This window comes from Frigoribacterium sp. NBH87 (genome assembly GCF_014217665.1).
Lineage (GTDB): Bacteria > Actinomycetota > Actinomycetes > Actinomycetales > Microbacteriaceae > Frigoribacterium > Frigoribacterium endophyticum.
Map to the genome: position 1 here is coordinate 939204 of NZ_CP043650.1, position 21460 is coordinate 960663.

The window sequence follows — 21460 nt, forward strand, 5'->3', positions numbered from 1 at the left end:
CGTCGACTGCATGCCCATGACCCTCCGACTCGACGACCACGAGGCCGACGCGCTCCGCCGCCGCGCGGCGCTGGAGTCCCGGTCCATGCAGGACGTCGCACGCCAGGCCGTGAGGGAGTACGTCGACTCCCACAGCCGGGCCGACCTCCTGGACGACGTCCTCGACGACGAGCTCCCTCGCTACGCCGAGGCTCTTCGCCGACTCGGCGAGTGATCCACCTCACCTACGGCGAGCTGCTGCACGTCGCACGGCGCGCTGTCGCTCCCGACGTCGTCGTGCGCGACGCCGGCCTGCTCGAGTCGGCCCTCGCGAGGCCGCGGGCCTCCGTGCTCGGCGCGGACGCCTACCCGACCCTGGAGGAGAAGGCCGCGGCCCTCGTGCACTCGCTCGTCAACAACCACGGGCTGGTGGACGGGAACAAGAGGTTGGGGCTCGCAGGCCTGATCGCCTTCCTCGGCCTCAACGGTCGTCGGCTGACGATGACCGAGGACGGCGCCTACGACTTCATCGTCCAGATCGCCGAGGGCGTGCTCGACGACGTCGAGACGATCGCTGAGTGCCTCGTCCAGCACACCGAGCCCCGCCGGGTCAGGCGAGGGTGAGCTGCCCGTCGGCCCGCAGCCACTCGAGCCCCTCGAGCACCGCCTCGACGGTCGTCCAGCGCGGCGCGTAGCCGAGCAGGCGACGGGCCTTGTCGATGCTCATCGAGTGGCTGCGCGAGAGGTGCTCCCACGAGGCGTCGGCCGAGGCGGGGTCGCGCTGTGCGCGGAACTCGTCGAACGTCGCGAACTCGAGCCGCGCCTCCTGCCCGAAGGCCCTGGCGACCTGCTGGGCGAGGCCGCGCAGCGTGACCGCCCGCTCGCTGACGACGTGGAACGACTCGCCGACCGCCTGGGCCGGCCGCTCGACGGCCCGCTGGAACGCCTGGGCCACGTCGTCGGCGTGCACGTGGTGCACGGTCTCGAGGCCGAGGCCCGGCATGACGACCTCGCGGCCCGTCGCGAGCGCCTCCCACACGTCGAGGTCGAGGTTGCCGACCGGGTTGATCATCGGCCAGCCCGGCCCGGTGATGTGGCCGGGGTGCAGCACCGTGCTGGGCACCCCGCCGGGTCGACGCGACTCGGCGAGCAGCAGGCGCTCGATCTCGGCCTTCTGCGTGCCGTACTCGCCGAACGGCGTGCGCCGCGCCTCCTCGGTGACGGGCACCTCCTCCGACGGGCCGTGCACCCAGATGGTGCCGCAGTGCACGAGCACGGTGCCCGTGCCGCGCAGGGCCTCGACGAGGGAGAGCGCCGAGGCGCGGGTGAAGCAGATCATGTCGACGACGACGTCGGCCCCGAGCTCGGCGACGCGTCGGCCGAACGAGCCGTCGGCGTCGCCCGCCTCGCGGTCGAGCTGGACGCGCTCGACCTGCCGCCAGGCAGGGTGCTCGCGGTAGGGGGCGGACGTGCCCCGGCTCACGGCGACGACGTCGTGGCCGGCGAGCACGAGCCGCGGGACGAGGAACCCGCCGACGTGGCCGGTCGCCCCGATCACCACGACCCTCACGAGCGAGCCGCCCCGGAGGCGGCACCGAGGAGGCGCGGTGCGGGCGAGCAGGAGGCGGTGGCTGCCGACGTCGGCAGCGGTGCGGGCGTCATGCCCCGACGCTACCCGTCGGTCGGCGCCGCCGGGCCTGGCCCCCGACCGGGGGTCAGCGACGGTCCCCCCAAGTGCCCACTATCCGGTCACCCGCCGTTCTCCCTATGTTCAGCCTGAGCCGTCAGCGACGCCCGTCGTCCGCACCGACGCCGCCCGGCCCCACCCGACGAGGAGAACGATGTCCTTCAGCCCGATCACCGCCCGCACGCGCCGCCGCGTGCTCTCCACCTGTCTGGCCGTCTCGCTGGCGACGGGCCTCGGCCTCGCCGGCGCCGGCGCCGCGGTCGCCGCGCCCGGCGACGGCTCGGTCGTCGCCGCCCAGCCGGCCCCGGCCCTGCCCGTCGTCACCGGCCAGGTCATGAACTACGCCGTCAACGTCACGAAGGCCAACAACGGCCAGACCCGGAAGGCCGAGCGGGCCGTCACCGCCGCCGCCGGCACCGTCGTCGCGTCGTGGCCCGAGATCGGCGTCGTCATCGCTCAGTCCGACAACGTGAACTTCGCGGCCTCCGTCCGTGCCGACAAGTCGGTCGCCTCGGTCGGGGCGACCCGCACGGCGCCCGTCGCCGCCTCCGACCCGACGTGGAAGGGCGCGCCCGACACGGCCGCGCTGCAGCGCACCGGCGGCTCGGCCTCGCAGCAGTCCGTCGCCGAGCAGGAGGGCCTGGAGGCGGCGACCGCCGTCACGGCCGACCCGCTCGAGGCCCGCCAGTGGGACATGACCGCCATCAAGGCGGACCAGGCCCACCAGGTCACCGACGGCTCGAAGAAGGTGCTCGTCGCCGTGCTCGACTCGGGCATCCAGGGCGACCACCCCGACCTCGCCGCGAACATCGACCAGGGCCGCTCGGCCGGCTGCCTCAGCGGCACGCCCGACACCTCGTACGCCGCCTGGCAGCCCACGACGAGCGACCACGGCACCCACGTCGCCGGCACCATCGCGGCCGGCCGCAACGGCGTCGGCATCGTCGGGGTCGCCCCGGCCTCGAAGCTGAGCTCCGTCAAGGTCGTCAACGACGACGGGTTCATCTACGCCGAGGCCGCCATCTGCGGCTTCATGTACGCCGAGGCCACCGGCGCCGACGTCACGAACAACAGCTACTTCATCGACCCGTGGGAGTTCTGGTGCGGGTCGGACGTCGACCAGGCGGCCGTCAAGACCGCCGTCGACCGCGCCGTCCAGTTCACGCAGCGCAAGGGCGTCGTCAACGTGGCGGCCGCCGGCAACAGCGCCGTCGACCTCGCGAACAAGACCGTCGACACCGGCAGCCCCAACGACACCGTGCCGGTGACCCGCCAGCTCGACGAGACCTGCACCGACATCCCCGCCGAGCTCGACGGCGTCGTGACGGTCTCCTCCACCACCTCGACCGGCACCAAGTCGTCGTTCTCGAACTACGGCGACAGCGTCATCGACGTCGCGGCCCCCGGCTCGAGCATCCTGTCGACCGTGACCGGCGGCGGCTACGGCACCAAGTCGGGCACCTCGATGGCCAGCCCGCACGTGGCCGGCGTGCTCGCGCTGCTCAAGGCGACGCACCCCCGCGCCGAGGGCACGCAGCTCACCGACCTGCTGTACGCCCAGGCCGACGACGTCGCCTGCCCCGCCACCGCGGCGACCTGCGTCGGCTCCCCGGCCGACAACGGCTGGTTCGGCGAGGGCCTCGTCGACGCGCTCGACGCCGTGACGGCGCCGTGACCCGTCGCTGAGCCGACACCCGCACCGCCGGAGGGCGCCCCGTCGACGACGGGGCGCCCTCTGCCGCCCGAGGGCCGCCCCCGGCGGCCCTCGGACGGCCGCGGCCCCTAGGCTGAGCCGAGTTCTAGACGGAGGATCGATTGCACACCTGGCCAGGCAACCCCTACCCGCTCGGCGCCACCTACGACGGCGGCGGCACGAACTTCGCGATCTTCAGCGAGGCGGCCACGAAGGTCGAGCTGTGCCTCTTCGACGCCCAGGGCGTCGAGACCCGCGTGCCCCTCACCGAGGTCGACGCCTACGTCTGGCACGCCTACCTGCCGACGGTACAGCCCGGCCAGAAGTACGGCTACCGCGTGCACGGCGAGTACGACCCGGCCGCGGGCTGCCGTGCGAACCCCGCCAAGCTGCTGCTCGACCCGTACGCCAAGGCCACGAGCGGCGACATCGACTGGGACGAGGCTCTCTTCGCCTACGAGTTCGGCGACCCCGACTCGCGCAACGACCGCGACAGCGCGCCGCACATGATGCTCGGCGTCGTGATCAACCCGTTCTTCGACTGGCAGGGCGACCGCCCGCCGAAGTACAGCTACGACGAGACCGTCGTCTACGAGGCCCACGTGAAGGGCCTGACGCAGACGCACCCCGAGATCCCCGACGAGCAGCGCGGCACCTACGCCGGCGTCGCCCACCCGGCGATCATCGAGCACCTGCAGAAGCTCGGCGTCACGACGCTCGAGCTGATGCCCGTGCACCAGTTCGTGCAGGACAACACCCTCCTCGAGAAGGGCCTCAGCAACTACTGGGGCTACAACACCATCGGCTTCTTCGCGCCCCACGCCGCCTACTCGGCGACCGGCGACACCGGCCAGCAGGTGCAGGAGTTCAAGACGATGGTGCGGGTGCTGCACGAGGCCGGCATCGAGGTCATCATCGACGTCGTCTACAACCACACGGCCGAGGGCAACCACCTCGGGCCGACCCTGTCGTTCAAGGGCATCGACAACGCGGCCTACTACCGCCTGATGGACGACGACGCGACGTACTACATGGACTACACGGGCACCGGCAACAGCCTGAACGTCCGTCACCCGCACTCGCTGCAGCTGATCATGGACAGCCTGCGGTACTGGGTGACCGAGATGCACGTCGACGGGTTCCGCTTCGACCTCGCCGCCTCCCTCGCCCGCGAGTTCTACGAGGTCGACCGCCTGTCGACGTTCTTCGAGCTGGTGCAGCAGGACCCGATCGTGTCGCAGGTGAAGCTCATCGCCGAGCCCTGGGACGTCGGGCCCGGCGGGTACCAGGTCGGCAACTTCCCGCCCCAGTGGACGGAGTGGAACGGCAAGTACCGCGACACCGTCCGCGACTTCTGGCGGGGCGAGCCCTCCACCCTGGGCGAGTTCGCCAGCCGCATCACCGGCTCGGCCGACCTCTACGAGCGCGACGGGCGCCGCCCGGTCGCGAGCATCAACTTCGTCACGGCGCACGACGGCTTCACCATGCGCGACCTCGTCAGCTACGACGAGAAGCACAACGACGCCAACGGCGAGGGAGGCGCGGACGGCGAGAGCCACAACCGCTCCTGGAACTCCGGCGTCGAGGGCGAGACCGACGACCAGGGCGTGCTGGCCCTCCGCGAGCAGCGCCAGCGGAGCTTCCTGGCGACGCTGCTGCTCAGCCAGGGCGTGCCCATGCTGCTGCACGGCGACGAGCTCGGCCGTACCCAGCGCGGCAACAACAACACCTACGCCCAGGACAGCGAGATCAGCTGGATCGACTGGGCGAGCGCCGACCGCGAGCTGATCGAGTTCGTCGCCGAGGTCATCAAGCTCCGGCACGACCACCCGACCTTCCGTCGGCAGCGGTACTTCAACGGCCGCCCGGTCACCCGCGGCGAGGGCGAGCCCCTGCCCGACATCGTCTGGCTCACGCCCGAGGGCGACGCCATGCAGGAGGGCGAGTGGAACGAGTCGTACGCGAAGTCGGTCGGCATGTTCCTCAACGGCGACGGCATCCGAGGCCGTGACCACCGCGGCGGCCGCATCACCGACGTCAACTTCGTCCTGTACTTCAACGCCAGCGAGGAGACCGTCACGTTCGTGCTGCCTCCCGACGAGTACGCCGAGGGCTGGGAGGTCGTGGTCGACAGCACCGTCGCGCCTCCGGTCGCCCCCGCCACCGCGCCTCCCCGGTCGCTCCAGGCAGTCCGTGCCGCGACCACTCCCCAGCCCCCTTCCTCCCCTCAGGTCGTCCCGGCCCTGAGGGCCGGCGACCAGCTGCCCGTGGCCAGCCGGTCCCTGGTCGTCCTGCGCGCCACGGCTGAGGACCCTTCGTGACCCGACGCGACCACCCCCGCTCCACCTACCGCCTGCAGATCCGCGAGGCCTTCGACCTCGACGCCGCCGCCGCGGTCGTGCCCTACCTGCGCGACCTCGGGGCCGACTGGGTCTACCTGTCGCCCGTGCTCGAGGCCGAGCCCGGAAGCGACCACGGCTACGACGTCGTCGACCACAGCCGGGTCGACCCGGCCCGGGGCGGCGCGGCCGGGCTCGACGCCCTGTCGACCGCCGCGCACGACGCCGACCTCGGCGTGCTCGTCGACATCGTGCCGAACCACGTGGGCGTCGCGACGCCGAAGGCCAGCGTCTGGTGGTGGGACGTCCTGACCCACGGCCGCGAGAGCCGCTGGGCCGAGGCGTTCGACGTCGACTGGGCGGCCGGCGGCGGCAAGCTGCTGCTGCCCGTGCTCGGCGAGCCGGCCGCGGCCGACGGGACGATCGAGGGCCTCGAGGTCGTCGGCGACGAGCTTCACTACTACGACAACGTGTACCCGATCGCTCCCGGCACGGCCGCCGAGGGCGACGACGCGGCCGCCGTCCACGCCCGCCAGTCGTACGAGCTGGTGCACTGGAAGCGAGCCGACACCGACCTCAACTACCGCCGCTTCTTCGCGGTGAACACCCTCGCGGGCATCCGCGTCGAGATCCCCCGCGTCTTCGACGAGTCGCACGTCGAGATCGGCCGCTGGTTCCGCGAGGGGCTCGTCGACGGCCTCCGCGTCGACCACCCCGACGGCCTCGCCGACCCGGGCGGGTACCTCGACCGCCTCGCCGAGCTGACCGGCGGCGCGCACGTGCTCGTCGAGAAGATCCTCGAGGGCGACGAGCGCCTGGCCGAGGACTGGGCCACCGACGGCACCACCGGCTACGACGCCCTCGCCGACCTCGACCGGGTCTTCGTCGACCCCTCGGGCGCCGAGGCCCTCGGCGCGCTGGACTCGCGCCTCCGCGACGGTGACGGCCCCGACGACTGGCACGAGATGATCCTCGGCACCAAGCGGGGCATCGCCGACGGGATCCTCGGCAGCGAGATCCGGCGCCTCGCCCGGCTGCTGTCGGACGACGGCCGCGCTGACGACCGCGTCGTCGACGCCCTCGCCGAGCTCGCCGCGGCCTTCCCCGTCTACCGCAGCTACCTGCCGCAGGGCGCGGAGCACCTCGACGAGGCCGCCGAGGTCGCCACCGCGCACCGCCCCGACCTCGCGGCCACGATCGCCGAGGTCGTCGCCGTGCTGCACGACGCCGAGCACCCGGCCGCCGTGCGGTTCCAGCAGACGAGCGGCATGGTCATGGCCAAGGGCGTCGAGGACACAGCGTTCTACCGGTACAGCCGCCTCGCGACGCTGACCGAGGTCGGGGCCGACCCCGCCGAGTTCTCGCTCACGCCCGCGGAGTTCCACGACCGCCAGCAGCTGCGCCTCGCCGAGCGCCCGTTCGGCATGACGACCCTCTCGACCCACGACACCAAGCGCAGCGCCGACGTGCGCGCCCGCGTCTCGGTGCTCGCCGAGGTCGCCGAGGAGTGGGCCGCCACGCTCGAGCGGCTGCGGAGCCTCGCACCGGTCGGCGACGGCCCGTTCGAGAACATCCTCTGGCAGACGGTCGTCGGCGCCTGGCCGGCGTCGCGCGAGCGCCTGCACGACTACGCCGAGAAGGCCTCGCGCGAGGCCAGCAGCTCCACCACGTGGACCGACCGCACCCCCGAGGCCGAGGCCTTCGAGGAGCGCATGCACGCGGCGGTCGACGCCGCGTTCGACGACGACCAGGTGCGCCACGAGGTCGAGCGCATCGTCGACGTGCTGCGCCCCGCGGGCTGGAGCAACTCGCTCGGCGTCGCGCTGCTGCAGCTCACCGGGCCGGGGAGCCCGGACGTCTACCAGGGCGGCGAGCTGTGGGACTTCTCGCTCGTCGACCCCGACAACCGACGTGAGGTGGACTTCGAGGCGCGCCGCCGCCTCCTCGCCGACGTCGTCGCGGGCACCGTGCCGCCCGTCGACGAGACGGGGGCGGCCAAGCTGCTCGTCACGCACCGCGCGCTGACGCTGCGCCGCGACCGGCCCGAGCTGTTCACCCGGTACGCCCCGCTGCCCGTGCTCGGCGAGCGTCGCGACCACGTCGTCGCCGCCGACCGTGGCGGCGCTCTCGTCGTCGCCACGCGCCTCCCGGTGTCGCTCGAGCAGGCCGGCGGCTGGGACGACACCGTCGTGCTCACCCGCGGCGGCGCCTGGGTCGACGTGCTCACGGGCCGTCGCCTCGAGGGCGGCCACGTCCGCCTCGCCGAGCTGCTCGAGACGTACCCCGTCGCGCTGCTCGCCCCGGCGGACAGCCAGGTCTAGCCGGGCGCCGCACGACTACCGTCGACCCCTGCGGGTCGGCGGTCGTCGTCGTGCCCGCACCCCGCACCTCCCCCGCACCTCCCCCGCACACCGACCACCCGACACCTCCGAGGAGACCGATGAGCGTCTACGACGTCTGGGCCCCGACCGCCACCACCGTGCGACTGCACCTCGACGGCGAGGTGCTGCCGCTCGCGGCCGAGCCCGCCACCGGGTGGTGGCGCGCGCCCGCCGACCTCGACCGCGGGCCGGGCCACCGCTACGGCTTCCTGCTCGACGACGGCGACACGCCGCTGCCCGACCCGCGCTCGCGGCGCCAGCCCGACGGCGTGCACGGCCTCAGCGAGACCTTCGACCCGGCGGCCTTCGCCTGGACCGACGAGGCCTGGACGGGCCGCCAGCTCGGCGGCGCGGTGATCTACGAGCTGCACCTCGGCACCTTCACCCCCGAGGGCACGCTCGACTCGGCGATCGAGAAGCTGCCGCACCTCGTCGAGCTCGGCGTCGACCTCGTCGAGCTGCTGCCGGTGAACGGCGTCAACGGGCGCTGGAACTGGGGCTACGACGGCGTCGACTGGTTCACGGTGACCGACAACTACGGCGGGCCGGAGGCCTACCAGCGCTTCGTCGACGCCGCGCACGCCGCGGGCCTCGGCGTGGTGCAGGACGTCGTCTACAACCACCTCGGCCCCTCGGGGAACTACCTGCCCGTCTTCGGCCCCTACCTCTCGAGCAAGCACGCCAACACCTGGGGCGACAACGTCAACCTCGACGACGACGGCGCGCACGAGGTGCGCGAGTTCATCCTCGACAACACGGCGATGTGGTTCACCGACTACCACGTCGACGCGCTGCGCCTCGACGCCGTGCACGCGCTCCGCGACGACTCGCCGGTGCACCTGCTCCAGGAGATGGCCGAGCGCACCGCGGCGCTGAGCGCCCACCAGCGGCGCCCGCTGACGCTGATCGCCGAGAGCGACATGAACGACCCGCGCCTGATCACCCCGCGCGACGGCGGCGGCTCCGGCCCCGACCACCGCCAGGGCTACGGCCTCGACGGGCAGTGGAGCGACGACTTCCACCACGCCCTGCACGTGGCGCTGACCGGCGAGACCACCGGCTGGTACGCCGACTTCGCGTCGCTCGACTCGCTCGCCAAGGTGCTCACGAAGGGCTTCTTCCACGACGGCACCTGGTCGTCGTTCCGCGAGACCGACCACGGCTTCCCGATCGACGTCGAGCACATGCCCGGCTGGCGCCTGGTCGTGGCGAACCAGAACCACGACCAGATCGGCAACCGCGCGATCGGCGACCGCCTCGCGGCCACGCTCGACGACGGCCAGCTCGTCATCGCCGCCGCCCTCACCCTGGCGTCGCCGTTCACGCCGATGCTCTTCCAGGGCGAGGAGTGGGCCGCGTCGACCCCGTGGCAGTTCTTCACCTCGCACCCCGAGGCCGACCTCGGCGAGGCGACCGCGAAGGGCCGCATCGCCGAGTTCGCGAAGCTCGGCTGGGACGAGTCGACCGTGCCCGACCCGCAGGACCCGGAGACCTACCGGCGCTCGAAGCTCGACTGGTCGGAGGTCGAGCAGGGGCGGCACGCCCTCGTGCTGAGCGCGTACCGCCGCCTGGCCGCCCTGCGACGCGCCGAGCCCGACCTGACCGACCCGCGCCTCCCCCGCGTCTCGGTCGAGCACGACGCCGACGCCCGGTGGCTCGTGCTGACGCGCGGCTCGCTGCGGGTCGCCGTGAACTTCGCGGAGCAGGAGGCGCGGGTCGCCGTGCCCTGCACCGAGGTGCTGTTCACGAGCGACGACGCCGTCACCGCGGGCGAGTCGCTGCTGCTGCCGCCGCACTCGGTGGCGATCGTCCGCTGAGGCAGCCGGCCCGCGGGCCGGAGGAGACGAGAGGAGGGGCGGGTCGTGTCGCGACCCGCCCCTCCTCTCGTCCGTCCGCGGCGGCTAGCGCGCCCGTAGGCCCGCCAGCTCGCCCGGCCGCACGCGGTGCGAGGTGGCCCGCACGCTCGGCAGGCGACGGTGCCGCAGCACGAGCTCGACGACCGCGCGGCTGCGCCGGGTCAGGCCCCACCTCGTGACCTTGACCAGCGACTCCCGCACGATCGACCCGCTCATCTTGGACGCGCCGTGCACGCGCTCGGTGAACGTGATCGGCATCTCGACGACGCGGAGGCCGGCCTGCAGCGACCGCCAGAGCAGGTCGACCTGGAAGCAGTAGCCGCGCGACTCGACCTCGTCGAGGTCGATGCGCCGGAGGGCCTCGGCCCGGAAGGCCCGGAAGCCGCCGGTCGTGTCGGCGACCGTGATGCCGAGGGCGCCGCGGGTGTACCAGCTGCCGCCGCGGCTGAGCAGCCGGCGGCGCAGCGGCCAGTTCTCGACGCGGCCGCCGGGCACCCAGCGCGAGCCGAGCACGAGGTCGTCGTCGGCGAGCAGGGCGATCAGGGCGGGGAGGTCCTCGGGGTGGTGGGAGCCGTCGGCGTCCATCTCGACGAGGGCCGCGTAGCCGCGCTCGAGCCCCCAGGCGAAGCCGGCCAGGTACGCGGCGCCGAGGCCGGCCTTCCCGGTGCGGTGCAGCACGTGCACCCGGGGGTCGCGGGCGGCCCACGCGTCGGCGAGGTCGCCGGTGCCGTCGGGCGAGCCGTCGTCGACGACGAGCACGTCGACGGCGGCCCCGCTGTCGAGGGTGCGGCCGACGATCCAGTCGAGGTTCTCTCGTTCGTCGTAGGTCGGGATGATGACGAGTGCGTCGTTCACGGGGTGGTCCTTCCAGGTCGGGTGGGAGGGAGCGGGTCGGGTCGGGTCGGGTCGGGTCGGGTCGGGTCGGGTCTTAGCTGGGGCGGTGCGGTGCGGGGCGGTGCGGGTGGTCCGCGCCGGTCAGGTGGCCGACACGAGGTCGGCGAACACGATGAGGTTGTCGACGTAGTGGCCGGTCGAGCGGTCGAACGTGCCGTCGCAGGTGATGAGGCGGAGGCTCGCTGTCGGGGTCGCCCCGTAGACGTCGCTGGTCGGGAAGGTCGCCTTGGGGGTCCGCTCGCTGCCCGTCACGCGGAAGGTCTCGACGCTGCCGGTCGAGAGCGTCACCTGCACCTCCGCGCCCACGGCGAGGTCGGCCAGGTCGACGAACACGGCGGGGCCGCTGCCGGAGTCGACGTGCCCGGCGATGACCGCCGGACCGACGCCGCCCGGCACGACGCCGTCGCGGTACCAGCCGGCCGACATCCACTCGCGGGGCGGCTCGAGCTCGCCCTGCGCGCCGAGGCCGAGCGACTCGAGGCCGGAGTCGACGCCGATCGAGGGGATCTGGACCCGCACCGGGGTCGAGCCTGCGGGAGGCGCGGTGACGTACGGTGCCGCCGGGTCCTGGAACGAGCCGGCGGCCCCGCTGCCGGGGTCGAGCGCCGGGTCGGTGGCGGCCCCGCCCGGGGCGGCCTGCGAGGCGCCGGCGCCGGCCTCGGCGCCCGTGCCGGTCGAGCTGCCCCGGTCGGGCTGCGCCGCGACGGCGCCGACGGTCACGCCGGCCGCGACGAGGAGGACGACCGCGACGCCGACGGCGACGGCGGCCCGCCGGTGGGCGGAGATGCGCTGCACGAGGCTCATCGGGCCACCTCCAGCGGCGAGCACGCGCCGAGCGCGGACGCCTCGACCTGGAGCGCCGCGAGGGCGGCCCACGCGGTGCCGTAGTAGGTCGGGGTCGACTGGGCGAGGGCGTCGGCGCGTCGCAGGTCGGCGGAGGCCTCGTCGTGCTGACCCGCGCTCGCCTCGGCCGCGGCGCGGGCCGCGTAGGCGAGCGGGCTCTGGTCGGCACCGATCGACTGCCCGCCGAGGTCGAGCTGCATCGGCAGGTCGTCGTAGCGCTGCAGCACCGGCGCGAGCCGGGCGGCGAGGGCGACGTCGTCGGGGGTGCACGACTCGGCGTAGCGGAGCGCGAGGCGGGCCGCGTCGTAGCTGTACTGCACGGTGCCCGACGTGCCGTCGGCGCCCGGCAGGGGCACGACGCTGCCGCCGCGGCGCACCTGGGCCCAGTCGCTCGGCAGGGCCGTCGCGTCGAGCACGGCGGTCGTCACGGCGCGCGAGCCGGCCTCGAGCTCCGACCAGCGCGGGTCGCCGCTGGCCTCGGCCAGCTGGGCGAAGCTCGCGGGCGACGCGTACGAGGGGTTGTACGACCACGGGCCGTCGCCGGCCGCCCAGGGGCCGGGCAGCAGGATCCGCCCCACGTCGGTGACGGCGGTCATCTCGTCGAGCACGGCACCGCCGAGGTCGACGCCCTGCTCGGTGAGCGACGGGTCGCCGAAGGCCTCGCCGGCGAGCACGAGGGCCCGCGCGGCGTCGACGTCGGCGTCGCTGGCCGGCATGTCGTCGACGACGGCGCCGTCGGCCCAGCGCCAGGCCAGCAGGCCGTCCTCGCGCACGAGGTTCTCGCGGGTCCAGCGCCAGATCGCGTCGAAGCGCTGCTCGTCGCCGACGCCGACGGCGACGAGCATGCCGTAGGCCTGCCCCTCGCTGACGGTGTCGTCGCCCTGGTCGCGGCGCACGACGCGGCCGTCGTCGTCGACCCAGTCGTCGAGGAAGCCCTCGCCGATCTCGGTCGCCGTGCGGGCCTGCGGGGTCGGGGTGCCGGCGCCGGGCGTGCCGGTCGCGTCGGCGGCCGGCTCGTCGGACGACGGGCCCGAGGGGCCGACGACGAGCCAGGCGACGCCGGCCGTGAGGGCGACGGCCACCACGACGACGACGGCCAAGAGGGCCTTCGTTCTGCGGGTCATGCTGCTCTGCTCTCTGCTGGTGGGGCGGTGCGGTGCGGGAGCGGTGCCGGGAGGCGCGGCGCGCCTCCCCGGGTCACGCCCCGAACCAGCCGAGGACGGTCGCCCAGAAGCCCCGGGGCTGGTCGCCGTCGGCCGCGTCGGCCGTCGCGTCGGCCGCCCGGTGCTCGGCGACCCAGCCGCCGCCGGTCTGGACGCCGCCGACCGGCGCCTGCGCCGTCGCGGCGCTGTCGACGACGGGGACGACCGTGAGGCCGCCGTCGGAGTCGTCGAGCACGAAGAGCGTGCTGATGCTGCCCGCGGCGAGGTCGACCGAGCCGGAGCCGGTCACGTCGTCACCGGTGAGCGAGAGCTGCCACGGGCCGGCCGCGACCTGCGCGTACTGGCTGGCGCTGCCGAAGGGCGCGTCGGCGGCGATCGTCGTGCCCGTCGTCGTCGCGACCGAGACCTCGTCGCTGACCGTGGCGGCCTGCACGAGGCGCACCTTGGCCTGGCCGTCGGAGGGCGCGGTCAGGTCGTCCTTGAACACCTGGGTGCGCAGGTCGTCGTTCGGGCCGTACGCCACGGTCGTGATCGGCTGGCCGCTGTCGACCGTCACGTTCGTCGTGATGACCGGCTTCGTGCGGGCCGGCGAGTCGGCGGCCGTCATCGAGACCACGTAGGTGCCTGCCGGCAGCGCCTGGTAGGCGCTGACCTGGCCGTAGGTCACGTCGTCGAGGTCCATCACGACCTGCCCGCCCGAGAGCGAGGTGAGGGTGACGTCGACGGCCTTCGTGTCGGGCGACAGGTGGCCGACGCGCACCCAGCCGTCGCCGTCGGCGGCGTGGGCGGGCGAGGCGGCGACGAGCGACCCGGCGAGGGCGACGGCCGCCGCGGCGGCGAGGGCGAGCGGTGCCGCGAGGCGGCGCCGCGACGGGCTCGCCGCGCGGCCGACGGCGGCCTCGGGGGTTCCGGGGGCGGTGCGGGAGGCGGTGGTGCGGAGGGAGCGGATCGTGCGGATCACGGTGGTTCCTTTCCGGTCGGGGTGCTCCGCCCTGGCGGGCGGAGCCGGTCTGGAGGGTCGAGGCCCGCGGGGTGCGGGCCTCGACCGGGCGGTCACGGGGCGAGGAGCCCCTCGGGCGGCACGGCGGAGAAGGTCACGCGGAGGGCGTCGCCCTCCTGCTCGACCGACTGCGGCGCGTACACGTCGCCGAGGCCCTCGAGGGTGGCTCGGAGGTCGGCGAGGGACTCACCGCCGCCGGGCGTCACGACGAACTGGCGGAAGAGCGACTCCTGCTCGCCGGGCAGCCCCTCGGGGTCGGCGACGGAGACCGGGGCGATGGCGGCCAGCTGCCCGAGCACGATCACGGCGCGCGGGTCGAGGCGGCCGTCGGTCAGGGCCTGGTCGAAGGTCGACGACACCTGCAGGCCGGGGTTCTGGGCGAGCTCGGAGCCCGCCCGCGACCGGGCCGCGGCGGCCTCGTCGGCCGTGCGCTGGGCCTCCGCGGCCCCGTCACGGTCGATGCGGCGGACGGCGACCTGCTGGTCGCCCTCGCCGAACGAGGCCACGACGGTCGAGCTCTCGAGCGCCTGCCGGACGTCGGCCGAGGCCAGCCCCGAGGTGCGGACCGACTCCGTCTCGAACAGGTAGTCGCTGTCGCGCCAACCGTTCGGCGACTGCGCCTGGACGGCGCCGTCGGTGTCGATCTTGTAGAACCAGATGACGTTCTCCCGGGCGAACCCGGCGTTCACCAGGTCGACCCAGACCGCGTCGTCGACGAGCAGCCGGCTGTCGGTCGGCACGTTCTGCTCGACCCAGGTCTCGGCGTTCCGCATCGGGGCGTCGAGGTCGGCGTCGACGAAGCCGCGCAGCTGCACGGCCCAGAGCGGCACGACGGCGATGACGGCGACCGCCGTGACGGCCAGCCACGCGACGGCGCCCGTGCGGGCGGCGACGGTGGACGCGCGCCCGGCGCGGCGGGCCCGGACGGCCCGGACGGCGGCGTCGGTGGCGGCCGCGACGAGCAGGGCCGCGAACGGCAGCAGCATGATGACGTAGGGCACGGGCAGGTACCCGCCGGGCCGGAACATGAACGCGACCAGGAAGACGAGCATCACGGCGATCGGACGGACGCGACGGAGGAAGAGCCCCACCACCGCGGCCACGACGCCCAGCACGATCAGCACCGGGTCGAGCTGCCACCACTGCGAGACGGTCGCGAAGAAGAGGCTGCCGGTGTCGAACACGGAGCCGCTGGCCTCGCGGGTCGCGAGCTGGAACTGCACGCCCTCGAGCAGGCTCACCCGCCCGGCGCCGGGCAGCAGCTCGCCCTTGACGGCGGCGAGGGCGACGTACCCGAGGCCGACCAGCACGAGGAGGCTCGCGGCGATCGAGAGGGTGTAGCGGCGCGTCGACCGGTCGGCCCCGCGCCACATCGTCCACGCCAGGAAGGGCAGGGCGAGGAGGTACGTCTCCTTGCTCAGCACGGCGATGCCGAAGGTGAGCGAGGCGGCGGCGTACCCGGCCAGCTGGTAGCGCCGGCTCAGGGCGAAGACGAAAGCGGCGAGCAGCCACGGCGTCGCGATGTTGTCGAGGTAGACGGTGCGGTGGAACTGCAGCGCCAGGGGCGAGACCGCGAACACCAGGGCCGCGACGGCCGCCGCCGGCCGGCTCAGGCCGAGCTTGCGACCGAGCAGCCAGACGAGCACGACGGCGACGAGGGTGAACGCGAGCACCGCCTCCCGGGCGGCCAGCACCGCGATGTCGTAGCGCGAGAAGGCGCCGGTCAGCGAGGTGTAGGCCGCGATCTGCAGCCAGCCCACCGGCGGGTGGTCGTACCAGTAGGTGTAGTGGGTCAGCTCGCCGAGGTGCTGCACGGCCCAGGCCTGGGCCGTGTAGGTGCCCTCGTCGTCGATGCGCTGCGGCGACCCGGCCATGTTCCAGGCCTGCACGGTCGCGGCGATCGCCAGCACCGGCAGCAGCCAGGCGAGGCTCCGGCCGTGGCGACGGAACCACTCGCCGACGGGGGTCCGCCCGCGGCCCGGAGCGGGGTCGTGGACACGGGGCACGGCGGGGCGGACGGGGGCGGCGGGCCGCTCGATCGTGGCGGTCATCGGTCGCTCCCCACGGTCGCGAGGGCGTCGACGGGCTGGCCGACGACGACGGGCGGCGAGCTCGGGGCACCGCTGACGGAGGCGCCGGGCGCGACCGCGGGACGGTGCGTGCCCGAGTGCTCCGTCTTCTCCCACGCGTTCATCCCGCGCAGCTGGCGCCAGACGGCCCGCACGGCGGCGAGGGCGAGGAAGATCTGGTAGGGCAGGAGGCCCCAGACGAGGCGGGCGTAGTCGCGCACGCGGACCTTCTGGCCGTACGTCTTGCCGAACTCGTGCAGCCCCGTGAACTCGACGGCCAGCAGCACCAGCGTGGGTGCGAGCGGCACGAACGAGACGAGCGCGATGGCCGTCGGCACCTTGACGGTGAGGATGAGCACGACGCTGATCGGGATGAGCAGGCCGGTGGCCGCCTGGATGAACGGCATGGTGAGCAGGTAGCGGGCCATCAGGCGCTGACGCAGGGTCGGCAGCTGACGCCACTCCCCCTTGCCGTAGACCTGCATGAAGCCCTGGTTCCAGCGGGTGCGCTGCTTGAGCAGCGAGACGAAGGTGCCGGGCGTCTCCTCACGGGTGACGACCTCGGGGCTGTAGGCGACGACGACCTTCGCGCCGGCGCTCGAGAGGCGCACGCCGAGCTCGCAGTCCTCGGCGAGGCACGAGGCGTCCCAGCCCTCCGACCAGTCGAGCCACTCCTTGCGGACGAAGACCGTGTTGCCGCCGAGCGGGATGAACTTCTCCTTGGCGTGGAAGTGCAGCCGCGAGCGGAACCAGAAGTAGTACTCGAGCACGTTGCGGAGGCTCCACCAGCTGGACTGGAAGTTCATCAGCTGCACGCCGCCCTGGACGACGTCGGCGTCGGTCTCGGTGAAGCGCGAGTCGACGAGGGTCAGCAGGCGCGGGTGCACGTCGTCCTCGGCGTCGAAGACCCCGACGATCTCGCCCCGCGAGGTCTGCAGCGCCAGGTTGAGCGCCTTCGGCTTGTTCTTCGGCACGCTCGAGTCGACGATGACGCGGATGAGCTCGGGGTGCCGGGCGGCGGCCTCCCGGGCGACGCGCTCGGTGCCGGGGTCGTCGTGGCCGACGATGGCGATGATCTCGAAGTCGGGGTGGTCCTGCTGGGCGAGGCGGTCGAGCGTCTGGCCCATCACCTCCTCCTCGTGGCGCCCCGGGACGAGGAGCGTGAACGAGTGCGCCGCGTCGAGGGGCGAGTCGCTGAAGCGGCTGCCCTCGAGGGTGTCCTTGGAGCGCCAGGCGTGGAGCATCCACCACAGCGTCGAGACGGCGACCGCGGTGAGGAGGACGGTCACCAGGACGAGGCCCGAGTAGCCGATCCACTCGAGCGGGCTCCAGTCGGGCAGCGAGAAGCCGGGCACGCCGTCGCCCAGGCCGGAGGTGCTGCCGCGGTTGGGCAGCACCTGCGAGGGGTCGGCGGGCGCCTGGGGCGTCAGCAGCGGTTCCGGCTCGCCGGCGGCGAGGACGGAGGTCGCGAGGTGGGTCAGGGGGGACGGCACGGGTCGGTCTCCTGTCGGGTGTCAGGGTCGGGGGGAGTCGCGTCCACGTCGTCGGGGACCAGGTCGGGCGCGCTCGGGTCGGGTCGAGCGGTCGGGTGGGTCAGGTCGTGGTTCGGCGGCCCCCGGTCGGGGGGTTGGGTGCGGGGTACGGGATCCCGGCGAACTGCCAGGTGCCCGACACACGGCGTTCACACGACCCCCGGGCGGGGGCCAGGGCGTCGACACGCGCCTCCACGGAGCGACGGGTGGCGCGTACGGTGACGACATGGAATTCCGACACCTCGGCCGCAGCGGCCTCAAGATCTCCGAGATCACCTACGGCAACTGGCTCACCCACGCCTCGCAGGTCGAGAACGACGTCGCGACGCAGTGCGTCCGCGCCGCCCTCGACGCGGGCATCACGACCTTCGACACCGCCGACGCCTACGCGAACACCGCGGCGGAGCAGGTGCTCGGCGACGCCCTCGCCGGTGAGAGGCGCGAGAGCCTCGAGATCTTCACGAAGGTCTACTGGCCCACCGGCCCGCGCGGCCACAACGACGTCGGGCTGAGCCGCAAGCACGTGCTCGAGTCGATCGACGGGTCGCTCCGCCGCCTGGGCACCGACTACGTCGACCTCTACCAGGCGCACCGCTACGACAGCGCGACTCCCCTGGAGGAGACGATGCAGGCCTTCGCCGACGTGGTGCGGCAGGGCAAGGCGCTCTACATCGGCGTGAGCGAGTGGACGGCCGAGCAGATCCGCGCCGGCCACGAGCTCGCCCAGCAGCTCGGCGTGCAGCTGATCTCGAACCAGCCCCAGTACTCGATGCTGTGGCGCGTCATCGAGCAGGAGGTCGTGCCCGCCAGCGTGCAGCACGGCGTCAGCCAGATCGTCTGGTCGCCGGTCGCGCAGGGCGTCCTGAGCGGCAAGTACGCACCGGGAGCCGAGCTGCCCGCGGGCAGCCGGGCCACCGATGCCAAGGGCGGCGCCGACACCATCAAGCGGTTCATGACCGACGAGGTGCTCACCGGCGTCGCGGCCCTGAAGCCGGTCGCCGACGACCTCGGCCTCACGATGGCCCAGCTCGCCGTCGCGTGGGTGCTGCAGAACGACAACGTCGCCTCGGCGATCATCGGGGCCTCCCGCCCCGAGCAGGTGGCCGACAACGCCGCCGCCGCGGGCGTCCGCCTGCCGGCCGAGGCCATGACCGCGATCGACGCGGCCGTGGGCCACCTCGCCGAGACCGACCCGGCGAAGACGGTCTCCCCCGCCGAGCGCCCCGCCTGACCCTCGGCCCGATCTCCCGGTCGGCCGCCGCCCCGGCGACGGCCGACCGGGTCACAGCACCTGCATCGACGCTGTTCACCGATCAGCCACGCGGATCGGGAATGCTCGACCTGTCGATGCTCTTGCATATACTCGTACCACCTTCGGTGACACGTCACCGATCCACGACCACCTCACACGTCACCACCTCAAGGAGAACACCATGGCCATCACCGCAGAGAAGATCCCCGCCGGCACCTGGACCCTCGACCCCACCCACAGCGAGGTCTCGTTCAGCGTCCGCCACCTCGCGATCAGCAAGGTCAAGGGCTCGTTCGAGCGCTTCGACGCGAGCCTGGTCACCGACGACGACCACACCGCGAGCAAGGTCACGGCCTCGATCGACGTGGCCTCGATCAACACGAACCAGAAGGACCGCGACGGCCACCTGCAGACCGGCGACTTCTTCCTCGCCGAGGAGCACCCGCAGATGACGTTCACCTCGACGAGCATCGAGGAGAAGGGCGACGACGCCTTCCTCGTGCACGGCGACCTGAGCCTCCGCGGCGTCACCAAGCCCGTCACCCTCAAGAGCGAGTTCGGCGGCCTCGTCGTCGACGGCTACGGCCAGACGAAGCTCGGCTTCTCGGCCACGACGAAGATCGACCGCACCGAGTTCGGCGTCAGCTGGAACGCGGCGCTCGAGGCCGGCGGCTTCACGCTCGGCAACGACGTCACCGTCACGCTCGAGATCCAGTTCGTGCTCTCGGCGTAGTCACGACGCTCCCCGGAGGGCCCGCACCTGCTCAGGCAGGGGCGGGCCCTCCGTCGTTGCCTCAGACGGCCACCGCGCCTCCCCCGGTCCGCGGCGCCAGGGCCCGGCGGAGCACCGCCCGTTCGAGCAGGGTCCAGGAGGCGCTGGTCACGAGGTAGAGCGCGGCGGCCAGCGGGGCGAAGGCCGCGAAGACGACGCTGACGAACGGCAGCACCCGCAGCAGCCCCGTCATGCCCGGCACGGCGGCGGGGCCCGCGGCACCGGCAGCACCGGGCAGCGGTGCCGCAGTCGGCCCCGCCGCCCGCAGCGAGGCGCGCCGGGTCAGCTCGACGACGACCGCGAGCACGGCGAGCAGCACGAGGTACGGCCACACCGTCGCGAGGCCCGCGCCGAGGGCCACGGGCAGGTTCGCCCCCAGCACGGCCCCGCCCAGGGTGTGGCCCAGCAGCTCGTTCGCGTGGCCCGCGATCGTCGGGTGGGCGAAGAGCGAGTAGACGGCCGTCAGCACCGGGGCCTGGGCGAGGGTCGGGAGGCAGCCGGCGAGCGGCGAGACCTTCTCCGACGAGTACAGCTCCATGAGGCGCCGGCTGCGCTCCTGGGGGTCGGTGACGCGGCGGGTCAGCTCGGCGACGCGGGGCGCGAGACGGCGTCGGCCGATCTCGGCGCGCACCTGCGAGACCCCGACGGGCACCAGCACCAGCCGGACGACGACGGTGAGCAGGACGACGGCGAGCGCCGACGAGAGGTCGCCCACGGCTGGCTCGACCAGGGCGGCGAGCAGGGCGACGAACGAGTGGAGGCCGTCGAGGACGACGGCGACGGGCGGGAAGGCGGACAGGTCCACGGAGGGGCTCCTCGGTCAGAGAGACGGGTGACGTCGTCTGGCCGCCGCGACGGGTCGCGGGTGAGCGTCGGGTCAGGCGGCCGGGAGCGCCCGGCCCGGAGCGCGGGCGCGCACGTGCCCGTCCGCGTCGGGGTCGCGCTGGAACACGAGGAGGCGCACGTCGGCCCCCTCGCTGAGCACCCGTCGCGCGGGTGCGGGCGCGAGGCCGCACAGCGCCAGCAGGGCACGGCCCAGCCCGGTCGCCACGAGCACCGTGGCCGCGCCGAGCAGCGAGACGACGACCGCGGCGGAGGCCGGGTCGCCGCCCTGGGCGGCGAGGGCCTGCACCACGTGCTCGAGCGGCGCGAGCACGCGCGCCAGGAGCTCGAGCAGGGCCGTCATGCGAGCGACCCTAGCCGGTGAGGCGCTACCGTGGCGACTGTTCCGCTGAGGGCCGACCTCGGGAAGGCCGCCGCGCCTCCGGCGGTTGGGCCCCAGCAGACCGCGACACCGCTCCGCCGCCGGCGCCGTCGGTGGTCGTGACGCCCCTGCCTCGAGAGGACGCCCCATGACCGTCGACTGGATCACCCTGCAGCAGCGCGCGCACGACGAGTTCGCCCGACGGGTGGAGGCGGTGGCCGACTGGGACGCCCCCACGCCCGACACCGAGTGGCGGGTCCGTGACCTCGTCCGGCACGTGACCCGCGAGCAGCAGTGGGTGCCGCTGCTGCTCGACGGCGGCGACCCGTCGGCCTCCGAGCGCTCGATCGAGCCGCTCGACGACGACCTCGTCACCGCGTGGCACCGCTGGTCGTCGGCCGCGACGGCCGCCTGGGCCGAGGCCGACCCCGAGGCGCCCGTCCGCCTGAGCGCCGACGTCGTGCCGGCCCGGGAGTACCTCGCCGAGCAGGTCGCCGACGTCACCATCCACACCTGGGACCTCGCCCGGGCGATCGGCGCCGACGAGAGCCTCGACGACGAGCTCGTGGCGGCCGTGTGGACGGTCTTCGAGCCGCAGGCCGACGCCCTCGAGGCCTCCGGGCTGTTCGCGAGCCCCGTGCCGGTCGACGACGACGCCCCGCTGCACGTGCGGCTGCTGGCGCTGACCGGGCGCGACGCGCGCTGACCCGGCGCGACGCGCGCTGACCGAGGCGCAGTCCCGGTCCGCCCTCGGCGACCACGCAGCTTCCCCCGCCCCCCGGCTGGTTCGATGGCC

At 73.8% G+C, this 21460-nt stretch carries 18 protein-coding genes; 9 read left to right on the forward strand and 9 right to left on the reverse strand.

Annotated features, from left to right (window positions below; genetic code table 11):
- Positions 1-10: 10 nt before the first annotated feature.
- Entirely contained in the window at positions 11-214 is a 204-nt protein-coding gene (locus tag F1C15_RS04410) for a ribbon-helix-helix protein, CopG family (RefSeq protein WP_185233190.1), read from the forward strand.
- Positions 211-603 carry a type II toxin-antitoxin system death-on-curing family toxin gene (locus tag F1C15_RS04415; protein ID WP_167259693.1) on the forward strand — a complete coding sequence of 131 codons (393 nt, stop codon included), beginning with the start codon at positions 211-213 and terminating at the stop codon, positions 601-603. The genes F1C15_RS04410 and F1C15_RS04415 overlap by 4 nt, the downstream gene beginning before the upstream one ends.
- Here F1C15_RS04415 and F1C15_RS04420 read toward each other — a convergent pair.
- The gene (locus tag F1C15_RS04420) at positions 590-1549 is read right to left on the reverse strand and encodes an NAD(P)-dependent oxidoreductase (RefSeq protein WP_185233193.1); all 960 of its coding nucleotides are present in this window, start codon (positions 1547-1549) and stop codon (positions 590-592) included. The genes F1C15_RS04415 and F1C15_RS04420 overlap by 14 nt on opposite strands.
- A 271-nt stretch (positions 1550-1820) precedes the next feature.
- Between F1C15_RS04420 and F1C15_RS04425 the strand changes: the two genes are divergently transcribed.
- The 4 genes from F1C15_RS04425 to treZ all read left to right on the forward strand — a co-directional run bounded on the left by F1C15_RS04425 (position 1821) and on the right by treZ (position 9896).
- Positions 1821-3341 carry a S8 family serine peptidase gene (locus tag F1C15_RS04425; protein ID WP_185233196.1) on the forward strand — a complete coding sequence of 507 codons (1521 nt, stop codon included), beginning with the start codon at positions 1821-1823 and terminating at the stop codon, positions 3339-3341.
- Between the two features lie 140 nt (positions 3342-3481).
- Complete coding sequence (glgX, locus tag F1C15_RS04430) at positions 3482-5680, forward strand: glycogen debranching protein GlgX (protein ID WP_185233200.1); 2199 nt, start codon at positions 3482-3484, stop codon at positions 5678-5680.
- Complete coding sequence (treY, locus tag F1C15_RS04435) at positions 5677-8019, forward strand: malto-oligosyltrehalose synthase (RefSeq protein WP_185233202.1); 2343 nt, start codon at positions 5677-5679, stop codon at positions 8017-8019. The genes glgX and treY overlap by 4 nt, the downstream gene beginning before the upstream one ends.
- Positions 8020-8138: 119 nt before the next feature.
- Positions 8139-9896 (forward strand): malto-oligosyltrehalose trehalohydrolase, encoded by a 1758-nt coding sequence (gene treZ / locus F1C15_RS04440; RefSeq protein WP_056056486.1) that lies wholly within the window; start codon positions 8139-8141, stop codon positions 9894-9896.
- Positions 9897-9980: 84 nt separating this feature from the next.
- Here treZ and F1C15_RS04445 read toward each other — a convergent pair whose 3' ends face one another.
- The 6 genes from F1C15_RS04445 to F1C15_RS04470 form a co-directional block, all read right to left on the reverse strand.
- Complete coding sequence (locus F1C15_RS04445; RefSeq protein WP_167259698.1) at positions 9981-10790, reverse strand: polyprenol monophosphomannose synthase; 810 nt, start codon at positions 10788-10790, stop codon at positions 9981-9983.
- 120 nt (positions 10791-10910) lie between these two features.
- A complete protein-coding gene (locus tag F1C15_RS04450; RefSeq protein ID WP_185233204.1) occupies positions 10911-11633 on the reverse strand; it encodes a class F sortase in 723 nt (240 codons plus the stop codon).
- Entirely contained in the window at positions 11630-12796 is a 1167-nt protein-coding gene (locus tag F1C15_RS04455) for a glycosyl hydrolase family 8 (protein WP_185233205.1), read from the reverse strand. Before F1C15_RS04455 ends, F1C15_RS04450 begins: the two co-directional genes overlap by 4 nt.
- Positions 12797-12869: 73 nt before the next feature.
- Positions 12870-13796: a DUF4397 domain-containing protein gene (locus F1C15_RS04460; protein ID WP_185233207.1), complete on the reverse strand. Its 927-nt coding sequence runs from the start codon at positions 13794-13796 to the stop codon at positions 12870-12872.
- A 92-nt stretch (positions 13797-13888) separates the two neighbouring features.
- Positions 13889-15886, reverse strand: a complete 1998-nt coding sequence (locus F1C15_RS04465) for a glycosyltransferase family 39 protein (RefSeq protein ID WP_185233210.1) — start codon at positions 15884-15886, stop codon at positions 13889-13891.
- Positions 15883-17397 (reverse strand): glycosyltransferase, encoded by a 1515-nt coding sequence (locus tag F1C15_RS04470; protein WP_235491244.1) that lies wholly within the window; start codon positions 17395-17397, stop codon positions 15883-15885. The genes F1C15_RS04465 and F1C15_RS04470 overlap by 4 nt, the downstream gene beginning before the upstream one ends.
- A gap of 265 nt (positions 17398-17662) precedes the next feature.
- On the opposite strand from F1C15_RS04470, the gene F1C15_RS04475 reads away from it, so the two are divergent.
- A complete protein-coding gene (locus F1C15_RS04475; RefSeq protein ID WP_056056491.1) occupies positions 17663-18667 on the forward strand; it encodes an aldo/keto reductase family protein in 1005 nt (334 codons plus the stop codon).
- A gap of 202 nt (positions 18668-18869) precedes the next feature.
- On the forward strand, positions 18870-19421 hold the full coding sequence (locus tag F1C15_RS04480) for a YceI family protein (RefSeq protein WP_056056492.1): 552 nt from the start codon (positions 18870-18872) through the stop codon (positions 19419-19421).
- A gap of 61 nt (positions 19422-19482) precedes the next feature.
- Here F1C15_RS04480 and yidC read toward each other — a convergent pair whose 3' ends face one another.
- Positions 19483-20265: a membrane protein insertase YidC gene (gene yidC, locus F1C15_RS04485; protein WP_056056493.1), complete on the reverse strand. Its 783-nt coding sequence runs from the start codon at positions 20263-20265 to the stop codon at positions 19483-19485.
- 72 nt (positions 20266-20337) lie between these two features.
- Positions 20338-20646 (reverse strand): DUF6412 domain-containing protein, encoded by a 309-nt coding sequence (locus F1C15_RS04490; protein ID WP_185233213.1) that lies wholly within the window; start codon positions 20644-20646, stop codon positions 20338-20340.
- Between the two features lie 166 nt (positions 20647-20812).
- Here F1C15_RS04490 and F1C15_RS04495 point away from each other — a divergent pair, with 166 nt between their 5' ends.
- Positions 20813-21370, forward strand: a complete 558-nt coding sequence (locus tag F1C15_RS04495) for a TIGR03086 family metal-binding protein (RefSeq protein ID WP_056056495.1) — start codon at positions 20813-20815, stop codon at positions 21368-21370.
- The last annotated feature ends 90 nt before the right edge of the window (positions 21371-21460 follow it).

Excerpts from the sequence above, each read along its gene's own strand:
- F1C15_RS04410 (WP_185233190.1), top strand. The coding sequence starts at position 11 with ATGCCCATGACCCTCCGACTCGACGACCACGAGGCCGACGCGCTCCGC.
- F1C15_RS04425 (WP_185233196.1), top strand. The coding sequence starts at position 1,821 with ATGTCCTTCAGCCCGATCACCGCCCGCACGCGCCGCCGCGTGCTCTCC.
- treZ (WP_056056486.1), top strand. The coding sequence starts at position 8,139 with ATGAGCGTCTACGACGTCTGGGCCCCGACCGCCACCACCGTGCGACTG.
- F1C15_RS04450 (WP_185233204.1), bottom strand. The coding sequence starts at position 11,633 with ATGAGCCTCGTGCAGCGCATCTCCGCCCACCGGCGGGCCGCCGTCGCC.
- F1C15_RS04455 (WP_185233205.1), bottom strand. The coding sequence starts at position 12,796 with ATGACCCGCAGAACGAAGGCCCTCTTGGCCGTCGTCGTCGTGGTGGCC.
- F1C15_RS04465 (WP_185233210.1), bottom strand. The coding sequence starts at position 15,886 with ATGACCGCCACGATCGAGCGGCCCGCCGCCCCCGTCCGCCCCGCCGTG.
- F1C15_RS04475 (WP_056056491.1), top strand. The coding sequence starts at position 17,663 with ATGGAATTCCGACACCTCGGCCGCAGCGGCCTCAAGATCTCCGAGATC.
- F1C15_RS04480 (WP_056056492.1), top strand. The coding sequence starts at position 18,870 with ATGGCCATCACCGCAGAGAAGATCCCCGCCGGCACCTGGACCCTCGAC.
- F1C15_RS04490 (WP_185233213.1), bottom strand. The coding sequence starts at position 20,646 with ATGACGGCCCTGCTCGAGCTCCTGGCGCGCGTGCTCGCGCCGCTCGAG.
- F1C15_RS04495 (WP_056056495.1), top strand. The coding sequence starts at position 20,813 with ATGACCGTCGACTGGATCACCCTGCAGCAGCGCGCGCACGACGAGTTC.